This is a genomic window from Azospirillum formosense (assembly GCF_013340925.1).
In the GTDB taxonomy this organism is placed as follows: domain Bacteria; phylum Pseudomonadota; class Alphaproteobacteria; order Azospirillales; family Azospirillaceae; genus Azospirillum; species Azospirillum formosense.
In genome coordinates, this window is record NZ_WHOR01000026.1 from 20,416 (window position 1) to 35,936 (window position 15,521).

Consider the following 15,521-nt stretch of genomic DNA (forward strand, 5'->3'; position numbering starts at 1 on the left):
GATCGATAATGCCCGGCTTCTGGGCTGCTCGGATGCTGGCCGAAAAAAGTAACGCATATTCAACAGCTTGCTGCTTGGTGTGTAATATCGTCCGTCCTATGGAGCGATCCGAGATAGGCAAAAACGGCATTGCGGGTAACACCATTATGGCTAAAGTAGCTCAAACTCGGGGGGCTGCTTCATGCAACGCATGTCGGCGCGCGACGCCAAAAACGGCTTCGGAAAGCAGATCGATCTGGCGCGGGCGGAGCCGGTCGCGGTCGAGAAGTATGGCCGAACCGTCGTGATCGTCATGGCGGTCGAGGAGTATGAGCGCCTGTCCGGGACAATAGAAAAGCAACGCTCCGCGGCAACGCCCGCAAAGGGCAAAGGGGCAACGGCGTGATGACGATATACACAGCAGCGGCAACCCGCACCCGGAAGGTGGCATAGCATGGCTAGCCATTCCGATCTTGCGAACTTGATCTGGCAGATCGCTGACCTGCTGCGTGGCCCCTATCGGCCGCCGCAGTACGAGCGCGTGATGCTGCCGCTCGTCGTGTTGCGCCGCTTCGATTGCGTTCTGGCGGACACCAAGCCGCAGGTGCTGGCGGAGTTCGAGCGCCGCAAGGGTGGCAAGCTGGAGGATGATGCGCTCGACCGCATCCTGAACAAGGCTGCTGGCCATCGCTTCCACAACCGTTCGCCGCTCGATTTCCAGAAGCTGAATGGCGATCCCGACAACATCCACAGCCACCTGACGAGCTACATCAACGGCTTCTCGGCCAATGTGCGTCGCATCTTCGATTACTTCGAGTTCGGTACCGAAATCGAGCGGATGCGCGAAGCGAACATCCTCTACCTCGTCATCAAGGCGTTTAGTGATGTCGATCTGCACCCCAACAGGGTGCCGAATGAACAGATGGGCCTTGTCTTCGAAAACCTTATCCGCCGCTTCAACGAACTAGCGAATGAGACGGCCGGCGATCACTTCACGCCGCGCGAGGTGATCCACCTCATGGTAGATCTCTTGTTTATCGAGGACAATGACCTGCTGCGCCAGCCCGGCACCGTGCGCACCATGCTCGATCCGGCCTGCGGCACGGGCGGTATGCTGGCCGAGGCGCAATCCTACATGCGCCGGCACAACGCGGCGGCGAAGCTGTATGTCTACGGCCAGGATTACAACAAGCGCGCCTTCGCCACGGCGGCGTCCGACATGCTCATGAAGCAGGTCGATCACAATGGCGGCGGCGAGAACATCCAGTTCGGCGACACCTTCATCGAGGACCGGTTCGAGGGAAAGCAGTTCGATTACTTCATCGCCAACCCGCCCTTTGGCGTCGACTGGAAGAAGCAGCAGAAGGAAATCCAGCGCGAGAGCGAGAAGCTGGGCTTCAAGGGCCGCTTCGGCGCCGGCCTTCCGCGCGTCAATGACGGCTCGCTGCTGTTCCTCCAGCACATGATCTCGAAGTTCGAGGAGGTCGACCCGCAGGCGCAGAAATACGGTTCGCGCGCCGCCATCGTCTTCTCGGGCTCGCCGCTTTTCACCGGTGGTGCTGGCGGCGGCGAAAGCGAAATCCGGCGCTGGATCATCGAACGAGACATGTTGGAGGCCATCGTCGCCCTGCCGGAGCAGATGTTCTACAACACCGGGATCGGCACCTATATTTGGATCATTACCAACCGAAAGGCGAAGGCACGCAAGGGCAAAATCCAGCTTGTCGATGCGCGTGAGACCTGGATTCCCATGCGCCGCAGCCAGGGCGACAAACGTCGCAAGATCGGCGAAGGGCCGGCACTTGAGGGGGATGACCGACCGGATGAGCCGGACCAGATCGCCGAAATCGTCCGCCTCTATGGCGCCTTCGCGCCAGTCGAGAAATCCAAGCTCTTCGACAATGCCGATTTCGGCTACACCCGCGTCACGGTCGAGCGGCCCTTGCGGCTGCGCTACCAGATGAGCGTGGAAGATAAGGCGCGCTTCCTCGATGCAGCCCCACATCTGCTGGACGATATCCAGGCCATCGACAAAGCACTTGGCCGTGAGCCGCAGCTCGATTGGAACGCGGTGTGGGCCAGTATCGAGAAGCTCTTGAAGAAGCGTGGTGCGCGCTGGAGGGCACCGGAGGAAAAACTGTTCCGCGCGGTCTTCACCGTGAAGGACCCGAAGGGCACCGCCGTGAAGAAGGGTTCAGGCTTCGAGGCCGATGCAGACCTGCGCGATTTCGAGAACGTGCCGCTGAAGGAGGATATCAACGCCTATTTCAAGCGCGAGGTGCTGCCCCATGTGCCGGATGCCTGGATGGACCGCACCAAAGACAAAGTCGGCTACGAGATCAATTTCAACCGCCATTTCTACAAATTCACGCCGCCGCGCAAGCTGGCCGAGATCGATGCGGAACTGAAGAAGGCGGAAGACGAAATCCTCCGGCTGCTGCGGGAGGTGACGGAATGAGCGGCACGTCAATGTATCCGCGACAACGCCTGAAATTCGCAGCAACGATCAACGACGAAGCACTTGGCGAGGATGTCGCCCCCGACTTCGAGATCCAATACATTGATATCGGCAATGTAGACTCGTCTGGGACAATCCATGAGATCGCAACGTACCGCTTCGAGGCCGCACCAAGTCGGGCACGGCGCATTGTCAGGGATGGCGACGTCATCATCTCGACAGTTCGTACATACCTACAGGCCATTGCCCCGATTGCGTCGCCATCTGACAATCTGATCGTCTCTACGGGTTTTGCCGTTATCAGGCCGCGCACCGGCGCGCTTGATGCGAAATTCTGCCGTTACGTGCTTCGTGAACCGACCTTCCTCGCCGAAGTGGAGATGCGTTCAACTGGCATCAGTTATCCTGCCATAAATGCGTCCGAGATTGGTGACATCGCCATCCCGTATCCGCCCCTGCCAGAGCAAGGTGTGATTGCCGATTTTATTGAGGCTGAGTCCAATCATATTGACGCCTTGATTGCCGCCAAGCAGAGGCTGCTCGAACTGCTGGCCGAGAAGCGGCGGGCAATTGTCGCCGAGGCTGTCATGCGCGGTCTCAACCCCGCTGCTCCCTTGCGCCCCTCCGGCATCGACTGGCTCGGCGACATCCCCGCGCATTGGGAGGCGCTCGACCTGAAGTGGGTCATAGCCAGTATCTCCTCGGGCGTCAGTGTCAATGCCACGGATCAGCCGGTTATCGGAAATGAACCCGGTGTTCTCAAGACAAGCGCAGCCATCGGTGGACGCTTCCTTCCGGCAGAGAACAAGGCGGTTTGGGAAACCGAGTACGAACGTCTTGCCTGCCCGGTGAAGGCGGAATCGATTATCGTCAGCCGGATGAATACGCCAGCTCTGGTTGCGGAGTCTGGCTACGTCGAAACGGACTATCCAAACCTCTTTCTACCGGACCGTCTATGGCAGGTTGAACTCAACAAGAATCGTGCCGTGCCGAAATTCATTGCGCAGGTTCTGTCGTCTCATATCGTGCGTTCATCGCTCTCAGAAATGGCAACAGGCACGAGTGCGAGCATGAAAAACCTTTCACAAGAAGACTTGCTGAACTTTCCGGTCCCGTTGCCGCCGCTTGCCGAACAACACGAGATCGTCCTCCATATCGCCGCCGAAACCGCCAAGATCGATCGCCTTCGCGCCGCCACCGAGCATTCCATCACGCTGTTGAAGGAACGCCGCGGTGCGCTGATCGCTGCCGCCGTGACCGGCCAGATTGATATTCCGGAGGCGGCATGAGGATTACACGGCTCAGCGTCGCCAAACTACGCGCCTTTGAGCAGGCGTCTTTCGAATTCGATCCCCGCTTTACCCTGCTGGTCGGCGTCAACGGGATGGGTAAGACCACGGTGCTGGATACCTTGCGCATCTGCCTTTCGCGTCTGCTGCCCAGATTCACCGCTAGCAAAAGCCGCCCGGAAGCTTTTGGCCGGGACGATATCCAGGTAGGCGCATCCGCTCTGACTGTCGATCTCGACCTGACGATCCATGGCGAAGCCCACCATCTGCTGATCCACAAGCAGCGTGAGCAGAGCGTGCCGCACAAGGATGGCGTCGTGCGCGAGCAGACCCTCGCCACTCCCGACCTGGAAACCCTTTCGCCGGGCTTCCGCAAGGCAGCGAAATCGCTCAAGACCGCGAAAACCCAACCTGTCGCCGTCTATTTCGCCACGCGCCGCTCACTCGTTTCCGACGAGCAGCCGAAATCCGGCAAGGCGAGCGGCGGGCAAGCTGCCGCCTTCGCCGATGCGCTTGTGCCCCGTCCCCTGCGCCTTGCCGAACTCGCCGCGTGGATGCACGCACAAGACGCGCAGTCTCGCGACTTGCCACGCGCAGGCCTGCATCTGGCTGCTATGCGTACCGCTGCCCGGCGTTTCCTGCCGGATTGCGAAGGCCTGCGCGCCGAGATGGAGGGCGGCCCCCGCCTGCTGATCGAGAAGCAGGGCTGCACGCTCGATGTGCGCTACCTTTCCGATGGCGAGCGCAGCTTGCTGGCCCTCGTGTTTGACCTTGCCCGGCGACTCTCGCAGGCTAATCCTGGCCTCGATGACCCAGTGCGCGATGGCGTGGGCGTGGTGCTGATCGACGAGATCGATCTTCACCTGCATCCCCAATGGCAGAGGCGTGTTGTCGGCAATCTGGAAGAGACGTTTCCGAATTGCCAGTTCATCGCCACCACCCATTCGCCGCAGGTGATTGGCGAAGTGGCGCACGACAAGATTCAGATGATCAAGGACGGTAAGATCTATTCGCCTTCGCGCTCCTTTGGTATCGATTCAAGCCGTGTCCTCGAAGAGGTGATGGACACCAAGTCGCGAAACGCCGGCGTTGAGGATGCAATCAGCAATATCGCCAGGCTGATCGGCGACGGCAGAGCCGACGAGGCCAGGGCGGCAATCCAGACGTTGTCCGAAAAGATCGGAGAGGATGACCCTGAGATTACCCGAGCCAGAACCCTGCTCGACTTCATAGAGGGGGACGCGTGAGGACGATCACCAAGGGCGCCGAGCCGAAAAGCTTGACAGAGCGCCGTGCAACTGTGGCCGTCGACGATCCAAGGGGATACGACGACTACAGAGAGAAAGAGGAAGTTCGTGCTACGCTAGTTGCCGAGCAAAGAGCGTTATGCTGCTATTGCATGGGGCGCATTGTAAATGATCCGCTGAAGATGAAAATTGAGCATTGGCGGTGCCAGGAGCACCACCGAAAATTACAGCTCGATTATTCTAATTTGCTCGGCGCATGTCTTGGAGGCGAAGGAAAGTCTCCGAACGAACAGCATTGCGACACCAAGAAGGCGAGTTGCGATCTCAAGTGGAACCCGGCAAACCCTGCTCATGCCATAGAAAGCAGACTGCGCTATCTCGCCGACGGAACCGTTGAAAGCGCCGATCAAGAGTTCAATGCACAAATCAATGACGTTCTCGGTTTGAATCTGGCCCATTTGAAGAGCAACCGAAAAGCGGTGTTGGACGCTGTGCTTAAATGGTGGCGTTCGACACCAAATGCGCGCCAAAAAGTTCAGCAACAGATCGATCACCGTATCAATGCTGCCGAGCATCAGCCATTCAGCCCGGTAGCGGTTTGGTTCCTTCGGCAGAAACTGGGAGGCGCAGCGGCATGAACCACGCCCGGCACACAGAAGGCGCCTTCGAGACCGTCATTGAATTCGCAATGCTGGCCAATGGCGCCGTGCCGGAACCTGCAAAAGGGTTCGACCGCGAGCGCGCCATCTTCCCCGAGACGGTGCTGGGTTTCATCCAGACGACCCAGCCGAAGGAATGGAAGGCGCTGGAGGCGCTGCACGGCGACAAGACCGGCGCGCAGATCCTGAGCGACCTTACCAAATGGATGGATCGCGAAGGTTCGCTCGCCACCTTGCGCCACGGCTTCAAATGCTATGGCAAGACCCTGCGTGTGGCCTTCTTCAAGGCAGCGCATGGGCTCAACCCCGAGCTTGAGGCCCGTTACGCGGCGAACCGCGTCGGCATCACTAGGCAGCTGCATTTTTCGAAGACTTCTGAGAAATCGCTGGACGTGGCGCTCAGCGTCAATGGCATTCCGGTCGCCTCGGTCGAACTCAAAAACCCGATGACCGGGCAGACGGTCGAGCACGCCTTGTGCCAGTACCGCACCGATCGTAACCCGCGCGAGCCGATCTTCGAGTTCAAGCGGCGCATGCTGGTTCACTTCGCGGCCGACACCGACACCGTGTTCATGACCACGCGGTTGGCGGGACAGGCCACCCACTTTCTGCCTTTCAACAAGGGCAACAACGGCGGCGCCGGCAATGCGCCCGATCCGAAGGGGCGCAGCTATCGCACGGCCTATCTCTGGGAAGAGGTGCTGCAGCGGGACAGCCTGCTCGATCTGCTCGCGCGCTTCATCCACCTACAGATTGAGGAGAAGCGCGACGATCAGGGCCGGAAGGTCAAAAAGGAAACGATGATCTTTCCGCGCTACCATCAGCTTGAAGCGGTTCGCTCGCTGGTGGACCAGGCGCAGCGCGAGGGTGTGGGCAACAACTATCTGATTGAGCATTCAGCCGGTAGCGGCAAGAGCAACACCATCGGCTGGCTCACGCACCGGCTGGCGTCTCTGCATGACGATAAAAACAACCGTGTCTTCGACAGCGTGATCGTGATCACCGATCGCGTGGTCTTAGACAAGCAGTTGCAGGACACAATCTACCAGTTCGAGCACAAGCACGGCGTGGTGCAGAAGATCGACGAGAGCTCCCGTCAGCTTGCCGAAGCGCTCGAAAGCGCGGTGCCGATCATCATTACCACTTTGCAGAAGTTTCCTTTCGTCTCGCGCCAGCTCGCTAAGATGGCAGAAGAGCGCGGGGAAGCCGATGGTGGCACGCTGAAGACTCGCCACTGCGCCGTTATTATCGATGAGGCGCACAGCTCGCAAGGCGGCGAAACGGCGACCGATCTCAAGGAGGTTCTTGGGGGCCGGGGGCTCCGCGAGGAGGCCGCGAAATACATGGCGGAAAACGATGAGGAGGGCATGGACGAGCTCTATCGGTCCATGGCCAAACGCGGCCGCCAAGCTAACATCAGCTTCTTTGCCTTCACAGCGACGCCGAAGCACAAAACCTTCAAGGTGTTCGGACGTGATAACAATCCCGCTCATCGCTATACGATGCGGCAGGCCATCGAGGAAGGCTTCATTCTCGATGTGCTGAAGAACTACACCACCTATGCCACCTATTTTCGGCTCCTCAAGGCGAGCGAAGACGATCCGAACGTCGAGCGGAAGAAGGCTGCGCGTGCGCTCGCCCGTTTCCTCAAGCTGCATCCTCACAACATCGCTCAGAAGACCGAGGTGATGATCGAGCATTTCCACGCCGCCTCTCAACACAAGATCGGAGGGCGGGCAAAGGCAATGGTGGTGACAGGCTCCCGGCTCGAAGCGGTCCGCTACAAACAGAGCTTCGACCGCTACATCAAGGAGAAGGGCTACGCCATCAAATCGCTGGTGGCCTTCTCCGGCGTCGTGACGGACGACAAGCTGAAGGATGTCACCTACACCGAGGAGGGCATGAATCTCGGCGTTCGTGAAAAGGAACTGCCGGAGGTTTTCGCCACCCAGGAATATCAGGTGCTGCTCGTCGCCGAGAAATATCAGACGGGATTCGATCAGCCGCTGCTCCACACGATGTATGTCGACCGGAGGCTTGCCGGCATCCAGGCGATTCAAACCCTATCCCGCCTAAACCGCATCCATCCGCTGAAGGAGGATACGTTCGTCCTTGATTTCGTCAACGAGCGCGATGAAATCCGCAAGGCGTTCAAGACCTACTATGAAGGCGCGGAGGTTGGCGAGGACGTCGACCCGGCCCGAATGTATGAGATCAAGAGCGAACTCGACGCAGACGGCATCTATGTGACTGCCGACGTTGAACGCTTCAGCGCCGTCTATTTCAAGCCGCGCCAGCGCCAGAGCCCGAACGATCATCAGTTGATGGCTGCCGCGCTTGACCCTTGTGTGGCCCGTTTCAAAGAGTTTCAGCAGGAAAAGCCCGACGAGGCCGAACTGTGGCGCGGCAAGCTGACAGCCTTCTGCAGCCTCTATGGCTTCCTCAGCCAGATCATTCCCTACCAGGATACGGATCTCGAACGACTCTATGTGTTCCTGCGGCACCTTGCGACCAAGCTGCCGAAGCGTGGAGTTGGGCCGTCCTACCAATTCGATGACGAAGTGCGGCTGGAGTATTATCGCCTTCAGAAGATCAGCGAAGGTTCCATCAGCCTGGGCGGTGGACAAGCCAACCGGCTCGATGGCCCGTCCGAGGTCGGAACCGGCGTGCTCCACGAAGAAGCGGTTCCGCTTTCGCGTCTCATAGATGTCGTCAACGACCGGTTCGGCACCGACTTCAATCAGGCAGATCAGCTGTTCTTTGACCAGATCGTCGAGGCGGCGATCTCCGATGCAGCGCTGAAGCAGGCGGCAGCCGTCAACCCCGGCGATAAGTTCGAGCTTGTCTTCAAAAACTTGCTTGAGACTCTTTTTGTCGAACGCATGGACCAGAACGAAGAAATTTTCGCGCGGTTCATGAACGATAAGTCTTTCCAGAAGGTGGTAACTGGTTGGCTTTCATCAGAGGCCTATCGGAAAATTCGTTTAAATCCCCATTTAGAGAAATCAATGAGAGAGAGGGGAGAGCGATAGGTATTAGGTAAGAAATGGGAAGGTAAAACAAGTCAAGAACGCTGGCGCGGGCTGCCTTGTCCGCCCTCCCATCCGGCATTCGAGATGTCCGGAAACCCGTTGAAAGGGGATGTTTTCGGACAATTCCCGAGGTGGCCGCCAAAGGCCGGCTTTCAGGACGGTCGGCCGGTAGTCCTGAGGAACGCGCCACCGTTCTTGCTGAGCTCCACCTTCGCGTTGTTTGGCGAACATTCGCCGCGCTCTCCTCAGCACTTCCGCTCCCCGATATAAGAACCTACCCCAGTATGCAAACGAAATTCCAGGCAGTGACGGTGCAGACGATGTGGAGCGTGGCCTCGTAGATAAGGCCGGCCCAGGGCTACCCGAAAAAAAGCTTGAGAACACGGCGCCATAACGGAAGCGATATGGAAGTGGGGAGTGGCGTTTCCGGTTGCAGCGGTTCCTGCGGTTTTAACACGAGACGTATGGGATTGCGCTCATCAGGAGAGTCCGGCAATGGGGGAGGCGGCGACCGCGTCATAAGATTGCTCTCGTACGCTCCGTACGACGGCCCTAGCCTATCTTGCTCAAGCGTAGGAGCACTGGGAGGAGTAAAGGCCGGCCTGCCTATTGGCACTTGAGGAAGCGGTGGCCGGACAAAATCAGCCTGTGGTGTTTCGTGTTTTTGGGCTGTGTTGGTTGGGATGGCCTTATGCCAGCCGACGTGATGTTCCTTTCCCTGCTTTGCCTTTGGATGAATAACCCGCTGAGGGAACGGCGGGCGCTTCACGGTCCAGGGATCGGCACCGGCCGGCACATCCCACACCCACGGCTGTGCTCCAGCGGCGCCATCCGCATAAAGCGCGGTCTTCGTCTCTTTGCGCTTTCGATATACCGGATCCCCGTTCCGGCCGTAGACTTCCATCGCCCGCGGCCGATCCTTCCCATCCAACAGAAGCGCATCGGGGAAAACCACTTCGGCCGCATCGTAGCGGAGCGGCTTTATAAACCATCGCTCTTCTGCGATCAGATCGCGCGTAAACCGCCGCTCATAGTCTGATGCGTAGGGGATGAACTGAGCCGTCATGGCAGAAACGGCACCGGACTGAACGTTGGCGATCCAATCACCTTGCTGGCCGCTGATTTCAATCTGGAGCAAGGCAACCAGCCGTACCTCCCCTCGGTCATGAATCGGAGCGTTCTCCGCTAAGCGACGGAAATCGACGCTGCCGCGTTTTAGGACCTCAAAACCGTGCTCGTCGACATGCACTCTGAGGCCAACTCCTGACCAAGACGCTCCGATGTCGAGGGATGTGCCATCAATGTCCCGATGAACCGCCTGGATTTCGACAATGATGAGCACACGGGGTGTATCACCGCGATCGGCGGCGGCCAGACGTTTGGCAGTCGCTATGAACCGGCGAGTTGATGCGTGGAGAGACGATCCAGTCAGGTCTGGTTCTAGGACCATAAGGTACTCAGAGAGGGGAACGCCATTGAGGCGGATCGGTTCCGCCGCTTTGTTGAGTTCTCTCGCAACGACACCCCAGCTGCGTTTCCCGGCCATATTGGGATGCCAACGATTTAAGCTGGCTTCCGTCCAGAAATAATCAAGCAGGCCACGGGGTGACATCCGGCTTTGTGTTCGGCCGGAGCCGGAAACTCTTGAGAGACCTGTGCCAGTGCTTTCTGCTGGTGTAGGCCGCCGCGTCATCGGCTCACGGAAAGTGATTTGGATGCCGTGTTTCGTCTCCTCTACGACACCCACTGTGTAAGTGCCACGGCCTGAAAAATCATTAGGTAGAGAATAGCGAGTACAGTCAAAGCTGTGTCGGGGGCCACTGTTCGACTCTTTTACAGGATGATACGTTCTTCCTCGCAAGCGCGAAAATATCCGCGGCTTGGCTCGCGTTTGACAGGGGCACCAAGCTTCGAGCTTATTTTGGTGAAGTTTGCGTAAGTGCTCTTGAAACCCTTGCTGATCCTCGCGCTGCAACGCAGGGCTATACAACTTACTGTTGGAGAACAGCACGCCATACTCTTTTAAGCCACCCGACATAACAGCTTCCATCTCCTACCATGCACCAGCTTGGTGTTTACGCTGCCTCGTCGAACCCATCGCCGGCATCCGCTTCCGCCGTGTCATCGGTAAAGTCCAGGATCAGGGGAAGAGGGATCTGCTCAGGGTGAGCTTCGTTATAGGAGTCAACATCCCGCTTCAACTGCACGCAGTCGCCCACGATCTGCTGGCGGCGCTGCGCAAAGGCCAGCTCCATGTGCGGGCGCGGGGCGGTCCGCATGTCCGCCCACAGCGTCAGCTGCTTGCCGCCCTGCGTGACCCGAACCGCGTGCTTCGATCGAACCCGCCGTCCCTTGGGATCGGTGTGGTATTCCTCGCGGAGCGCCCGCGAGAGGTCCTCCGCGCATTGGGCGATCACATCGGCGGGCTGGGGGTGCCAGAGGCCGTTGCGGATGGCCCAGGCGGCCACGTCGCGGGTGGTTGCGGGCACGGACTCCCCCGCCTCGGCGTGGAGCTGCCAGATCCGCTGCATCTGCTCGGTGTAGGTGGCCATCCGTCGAAGCCTCATATAACGGGGGTGGTCCAGACCTGCGGCGTGCTGCCCCAGCCGTCGGTCAGCGCGGAGGGGGTTAGGAGGTGCCGCACCTTAACCAAGTGCCGGCGCAGGTTGGCGTAGGGGATCTCGCCGCGGTTCTGCAGCTGCCCGACGACGAGGCCGGGGTGGACGCCGTTCACCTTGGCGAAGTTGACGATCTTCTGTTCGGAATACAGGGGACGCACCCGGGCGATGAAGTTGTCCAGCTTCGCGCGCGGTACCAGGAACTCTGCTGCCGCCTCGTTGGCGGCGCGCTCGGCCTCCGGATCCGCGCCGGCTGGCGCGTCGGCCTCACCCAGGTCACTGTCGATGATGTCCCCGCCCTTGCCGTCGCCGCGCAGCACGTGTTCGAGCTCATGGCGGAGCACGAACCAGAAATTGTCGATGCGGTCCTGCCGCAGCGACAGGCCCACCACCGGGGAGGTGCCGTCCTGCAGCCAGGAACACACGCCGTCGATCTTCGAGCCCGGCATGGGCTCCACCACGACGAAGCGAACACCGCACGCTGCCAGGACCTTCGGCACGTGCCGGATCTCCTCCGGCGCAGCGGTCAGCCGCCGCAGCTCCTCGATCCCCTTGCGCAATGCCGCTTCGGAATAGGGGGCGGTCGGAAGCGCGTCGGCAAGCTGCTTGACGCGGCACAGCCAGGCGAGCTGCACGGGCGGAATATCGCCATCGCCGCTGCGCCGGGCTGCGTGCGCCAGCTGGACGGGGGCGTCGACCGATGGGATGGCGAAGAAGCGCAGCACCTGCGTTTCAGTGACATCGAAGCTTTCGCTGGCCTCAATCCAGCCCCGACGAATCATCTCGCGGACGGGAAAGCGCTCGCGTAAGCGCGCCTCACGCGCGATCCGCTCCGGGGCGGGGGCGGCCTTCCACAGTTGGTAGGTGGTCTCCAGGTTCATCCAGAACTGTGCGCTGGTGCCCAGGGCGGCCGCCAACTCCTTGGCGGTGTCCGGGGTGATGCCGCGCTTGCCCGCGATGATCTCGTTCACCAGGCGCGGTGGCCGGCCGATAATCTCAGCGAACTCAAGCTGCGTCCACCCGCGCGCCTCCAGCTCGTCGCGCAGGAACTCCCCGGGGGGAAACACCTCTGCAGGGCGCCACTCAGACATCACCGCTCCCCCGCATTCTTCTCAGTGGTAATCTTCAATGCTGATAATCCAGACCTGTTTGCCGCGCGCGTCCGACCGCAGCTCGAGGATGAGTCGCCATTGGTCGTTGAGGCGCATGGAGTGTTGGTGCGCGCGTTTGCCTTGGAGCTTCTCAAAACGCAGGCCCCGCATGGCACACAGGTCCCGCTCGTCCGTCGCCGCACGGATGGCCTGCATGGCTTTCCGGTACCCACGCACGATGTTCGCGGCGAACCCGGCCGTGTAGCCCGGGTCCTCCTCCAGCCGTCTGAGGCGCTCGTCGGCGAAGTCCACATGATCCATGGCACCGGCATAGCACCGCACTTCGCCGGTATCAATTACATATTTACACTTAGTGTAATAGGCAAGTGGGATATGGGGGTAGCTGTGGCGCTGCCGTCACGCTTGGCGCCACCACCGCACTCGGGCATCTTGACTTCCGATAAGCGGAGTGTATCGCTGGTCATCGCTGTTAGCGGCACCCTGGCCGCGGTTACACCGGACCGAGTCACAGCCCTGACGAGCACTGCACCGAACCACCTGTCGGGGCCCCTGATTGCCCCGCGTTGTCTGTGCTCGTCCCCGGCCCGCGCCGACCGGTCGCATCACAAGCCTCGCTTCCTAGCTCAATGTTCTCGAAATTGGTCAGGAAATTTGAGCCCCCACCTGTCAGGAAACTGTAAGGGGGAGGTACGGCCGTCATCCGACCACTGAAGCACCGAGTACCAAGATACCGATAGCGGATAACGAGAACAAAGGATCTGGAAGTCAGGTCCCCCTCCAGATTTCCCCACCCCCACAGACCCACTGGGATTGTAGAAAAATTATTGTACCCGTATCTTAAGTGACGAAGGAGATCTGCCATGCCAGAAAATGAAGATACATCAACAATCGTCAAATTCCCGTCGCCAACGCCAGAGGCTCGAAAGCCGTCATCCCATGAGCGTATCTGGGGAAAGGCGGTGATGGAGAGCGGCTATACCGCAATTCCGTCTATCCTAATCCAAGCCCAATCTCGGCTTGGCATCTCGGTACTGCAAATGAACATCATCGTTCAACTGTTGGACTATTGGCGAGACCCCGACCGCCGCCCGTTCCCGACCAAGAAGGAACTCGCCAAGCGGATGAGCGTCACCGACAAAACCATTCAGAACAACATGCGCCAGCTTGAGGAAGCCGGCCTGATCCGTCGCGAGTATCGCAAGACGGCATCAGGCGACTGGAACAGCAACGTCTATCACCTGGATGGCTTGGTGGAGAAAATCCAGAAGATCGAGCCGGATTTCCGGAAGGCGCGGGAGGAGCGCAAAGAGGCCAAGCGCCGAGCCGAGACGCCGGTCGGTCGCAGGAAGGCATGATAGTTCGGAAAAATTTTACCCCGGCCGCGTGCTAAGCAGAGGCGGATCCGGGGTCAACGAGAGATAGATAACCCCTGGATCATGGAACGACAAGTGGAAAACATCCCGCCCCTCCCCTTGCATGCCGCTGTCTCGCCGGAGCGGATGAGCCGCTATCTTGCCTGGGCGGATGGTGATCTGGCGCGCAGCGAAGAGCTTTACGCCATCAACACGGCCATTTCCGAAGCTCTTTACACACCACTCCAGATGCTCGAGGTCGCACTCCGGAACCGGTGCCACACGGTCTTATCGGTGGAGTTCGGCCCGTACTGGTTCGACCAGTTCGGAGTGCTGCTCACACAATACCAGATTGCCCGGGTGCTTGAAGCCAAGGTGGGACTCGTACTCGACATGCCCAAGGCGCTGCGCGCAACGCCCGCCGTCGCGGACAAGCTGACTCCTGGGCGGATCGTCGCCGCGTTAACCTTTGGGTTTTGGACGGCATTCTTTGGAACGGTCTACGAGAACACCCTCTGGCGCCGGTGCCTGCACAAGATCACCATGAACCCGCCGCCCAGGTTGAAGCGCAGCGTGCTGAGCACCGAGTTCACGGCCATTCGCTTGCTGCGGAACCGGGTCGCACACCATGAGCCCGTCCTGTACTTCGACCTCAAAGGACGTCACGATCGCATTCTTGAGGTGACAGGATGGCTCCTGCCCTCGGCTGCGAAGTGGATCGAGCGCCATGGCCGCTTCCCGCAGGTGTACGAGCAGCACGAAGCCGCCATCCAGGCCGTGCGCCGCATTCACAAGGGGCAGAAGGCGGCTGGCCAATGAGAGATGGCAGGGCAGCACAGGCGCACGGCTGGTGAATACGATGCTGCCCCATACGCCTCCGGCTATGTTTGCAGCGGTTCGATTTCCTCCACGATTTGGTTGTCGGGATCCTGCCGGGCGTCCCAGAGATCGACGGCCCGCTGCAGAGCCAGCCAGTAGTCCGGCGACTGCCCGGTCAGACGCCCCAGCCGCAGCGCCATCGACGCCGTCAGCGCGCGCTTGCCCTTCACCAGCTCGTTCACGGTCAGCCGCGACACGCGCAGGCGCTGCGCCAGCTGCTCCTGGGTCAGGCCGTGCTCGTCCAGAATGTCGTGCTGGATAAAGCGGCCGGGCGGCGTCGGCCGCCGCTCCAGGGGGCGACGGTCGACGCTCATGCGGTCCTCCACTGCTTCACTCGAGCCGCACGTCCAGACAGTGCGGGTGCTGCCATACAAAGCTGATCCATGCCGAATCCTTGACGTGGACGCGGAAGCGGTTGGGCGCCCGCGCGTCCTTGCTGAGGCGCAACGAGCGGGGAAAATGCAGGTCCTGCAGACGCGCGACGGCGTCCAGGCGGTCGAGCGTCATCAAGGCGCGCTCGACCAGGTCGGCCCCGAGATCCGGGCACTGGCCGGTTCGGAACAGCGCCTCGAGCCGGGGATCGGTAAAACTGAGAACGGACATGGAGGTCTCCACAGAACAGAGGGTCAGCCCGCCGGCGGCCATGCACCATGGCCGCGGCGCTTTCGTCCGCTGTGGAGACCGGCGGGGGATGTCCGGTGTGTAAGCTGAAGGACAGGATTTGCTCGCGCGTCGGCGGCGGCAGGCCGATCACGACGACGACACGGCCGCGGCGCGGAACCTTGACCCGCACCGCCACTCTGCCAAGGGCGCGGGGGGCAACCAGCGCCAAGATGCCCCGGGGCCGGAAGGGCTCAAGACCGTCTCTTATTAACAACCCCGGACCCCCGAGAACA

14 protein-coding genes are annotated in these 15,521 nt (G+C 60.2%); 8 read left to right on the plus strand and 6 right to left on the minus strand.

Going from position 1 to position 15,521, the window contains the following annotated elements:
* Nucleotides 1-190: 190 nt before the first annotated feature.
* Genes GBZ26_RS05885 through GBZ26_RS05910 form a run of 6 tightly spaced genes read left to right on the plus strand, consistent with a single transcriptional unit; the run spans nucleotide 191 to nucleotide 8,664 of the window.
* Nucleotides 191-385 carry a type II toxin-antitoxin system Phd/YefM family antitoxin gene (locus GBZ26_RS05885; protein ID WP_247884771.1) on the plus strand — a complete coding sequence of 65 codons (195 nt, stop codon included), beginning with the start codon at nucleotides 191-193 and terminating at the stop codon, nucleotides 383-385.
* Nucleotides 386-433: 48 nt separating this feature from the next.
* Nucleotides 434-2,437: a type I restriction-modification system subunit M gene (locus GBZ26_RS05890; RefSeq protein ID WP_174438033.1), complete on the plus strand. Its 2,004-nt coding sequence runs from the start codon at nucleotides 434-436 to the stop codon at nucleotides 2,435-2,437.
* Nucleotides 2,434-3,726 (plus strand): restriction endonuclease subunit S, encoded by a 1,293-nt coding sequence (locus GBZ26_RS05895; protein ID WP_174438034.1) that lies wholly within the window; start codon nucleotides 2,434-2,436, stop codon nucleotides 3,724-3,726. The genes GBZ26_RS05890 and GBZ26_RS05895 overlap by 4 nt, the downstream gene beginning before the upstream one ends.
* Nucleotides 3,723-4,973 (plus strand): AAA family ATPase, encoded by a 1,251-nt coding sequence (locus tag GBZ26_RS05900; protein WP_174438035.1) that lies wholly within the window; start codon nucleotides 3,723-3,725, stop codon nucleotides 4,971-4,973. Before GBZ26_RS05895 ends, GBZ26_RS05900 begins: the two co-directional genes overlap by 4 nt.
* Nucleotides 4,970-5,611: a retron system putative HNH endonuclease gene (locus GBZ26_RS05905; RefSeq protein ID WP_211104601.1), complete on the plus strand. Its 642-nt coding sequence runs from the start codon at nucleotides 4,970-4,972 to the stop codon at nucleotides 5,609-5,611. Before GBZ26_RS05900 ends, GBZ26_RS05905 begins: the two co-directional genes overlap by 4 nt.
* Nucleotides 5,608-8,664, plus strand: coding sequence for a type I restriction endonuclease subunit R (locus GBZ26_RS05910; protein ID WP_174438036.1), 3,057 nt, complete (start codon nucleotides 5,608-5,610; stop codon nucleotides 8,662-8,664). Before GBZ26_RS05905 ends, GBZ26_RS05910 begins: the two co-directional genes overlap by 4 nt.
* Before the next feature lie 358 nt (nucleotides 8,665-9,022).
* On the opposite strand, the gene GBZ26_RS05915 is transcribed toward GBZ26_RS05910, so the two are convergent.
* Genes GBZ26_RS05915 through GBZ26_RS05930 form a run of 4 tightly spaced genes read right to left on the minus strand, consistent with a single transcriptional unit; the run spans nucleotide 9,023 to nucleotide 12,694 of the window.
* Nucleotides 9,023-10,714 carry a DUF1173 family protein gene (locus tag GBZ26_RS05915; protein WP_174438037.1) on the minus strand — a complete coding sequence of 564 codons (1,692 nt, stop codon included), beginning with the start codon at nucleotides 10,712-10,714 and terminating at the stop codon, nucleotides 9,023-9,025.
* Nucleotides 10,715-10,739: 25 nt separating this feature from the next.
* Entirely contained in the window at nucleotides 10,740-11,216 is a 477-nt protein-coding gene (locus tag GBZ26_RS05920; RefSeq protein ID WP_174438038.1) for a hypothetical protein, read from the minus strand.
* A gap of 11 nt (nucleotides 11,217-11,227) precedes the next feature.
* Entirely contained in the window at nucleotides 11,228-12,373 is a 1,146-nt protein-coding gene (locus GBZ26_RS05925; RefSeq protein ID WP_174438039.1) for a HigA family addiction module antitoxin, read from the minus strand.
* 21 nt (nucleotides 12,374-12,394) lie between these two features.
* The gene (locus GBZ26_RS05930; protein WP_174438040.1) at nucleotides 12,395-12,694 is read right to left on the minus strand and encodes a type II toxin-antitoxin system RelE/ParE family toxin; all 300 of its coding nucleotides are present in this window, start codon (nucleotides 12,692-12,694) and stop codon (nucleotides 12,395-12,397) included.
* Between the two features lie 560 nt (nucleotides 12,695-13,254).
* Between GBZ26_RS05930 and GBZ26_RS05935 the strand changes: the two genes are divergently transcribed.
* Both GBZ26_RS05935 and GBZ26_RS05940 read left to right on the plus strand, forming a co-directional pair.
* A complete protein-coding gene (locus tag GBZ26_RS05935) occupies nucleotides 13,255-13,749 on the plus strand; it encodes a helix-turn-helix domain-containing protein (protein ID WP_174438041.1) in 495 nt (164 codons plus the stop codon).
* 144 nt (nucleotides 13,750-13,893) lie between these two features.
* Nucleotides 13,894-14,565 carry an Abi family protein gene (locus GBZ26_RS05940; protein ID WP_246654337.1) on the plus strand — a complete coding sequence of 224 codons (672 nt, stop codon included), beginning with the start codon at nucleotides 13,894-13,896 and terminating at the stop codon, nucleotides 14,563-14,565.
* Between the two features lie 62 nt (nucleotides 14,566-14,627).
* Here GBZ26_RS05940 and GBZ26_RS05945 read toward each other — a convergent pair whose 3' ends face one another.
* Together GBZ26_RS05945 and GBZ26_RS05950 are read right to left on the minus strand one after the other, a co-directional pair.
* The gene (locus tag GBZ26_RS05945; RefSeq protein WP_174438043.1) at nucleotides 14,628-14,939 is read right to left on the minus strand and encodes a HigA family addiction module antitoxin; all 312 of its coding nucleotides are present in this window, start codon (nucleotides 14,937-14,939) and stop codon (nucleotides 14,628-14,630) included.
* Nucleotides 14,940-14,955: 16 nt separating this feature from the next.
* Entirely contained in the window at nucleotides 14,956-15,228 is a 273-nt protein-coding gene (locus GBZ26_RS05950) for a hypothetical protein (protein WP_174438044.1), read from the minus strand.
* Nucleotides 15,229-15,521: the final 293 nt, after the last annotated feature.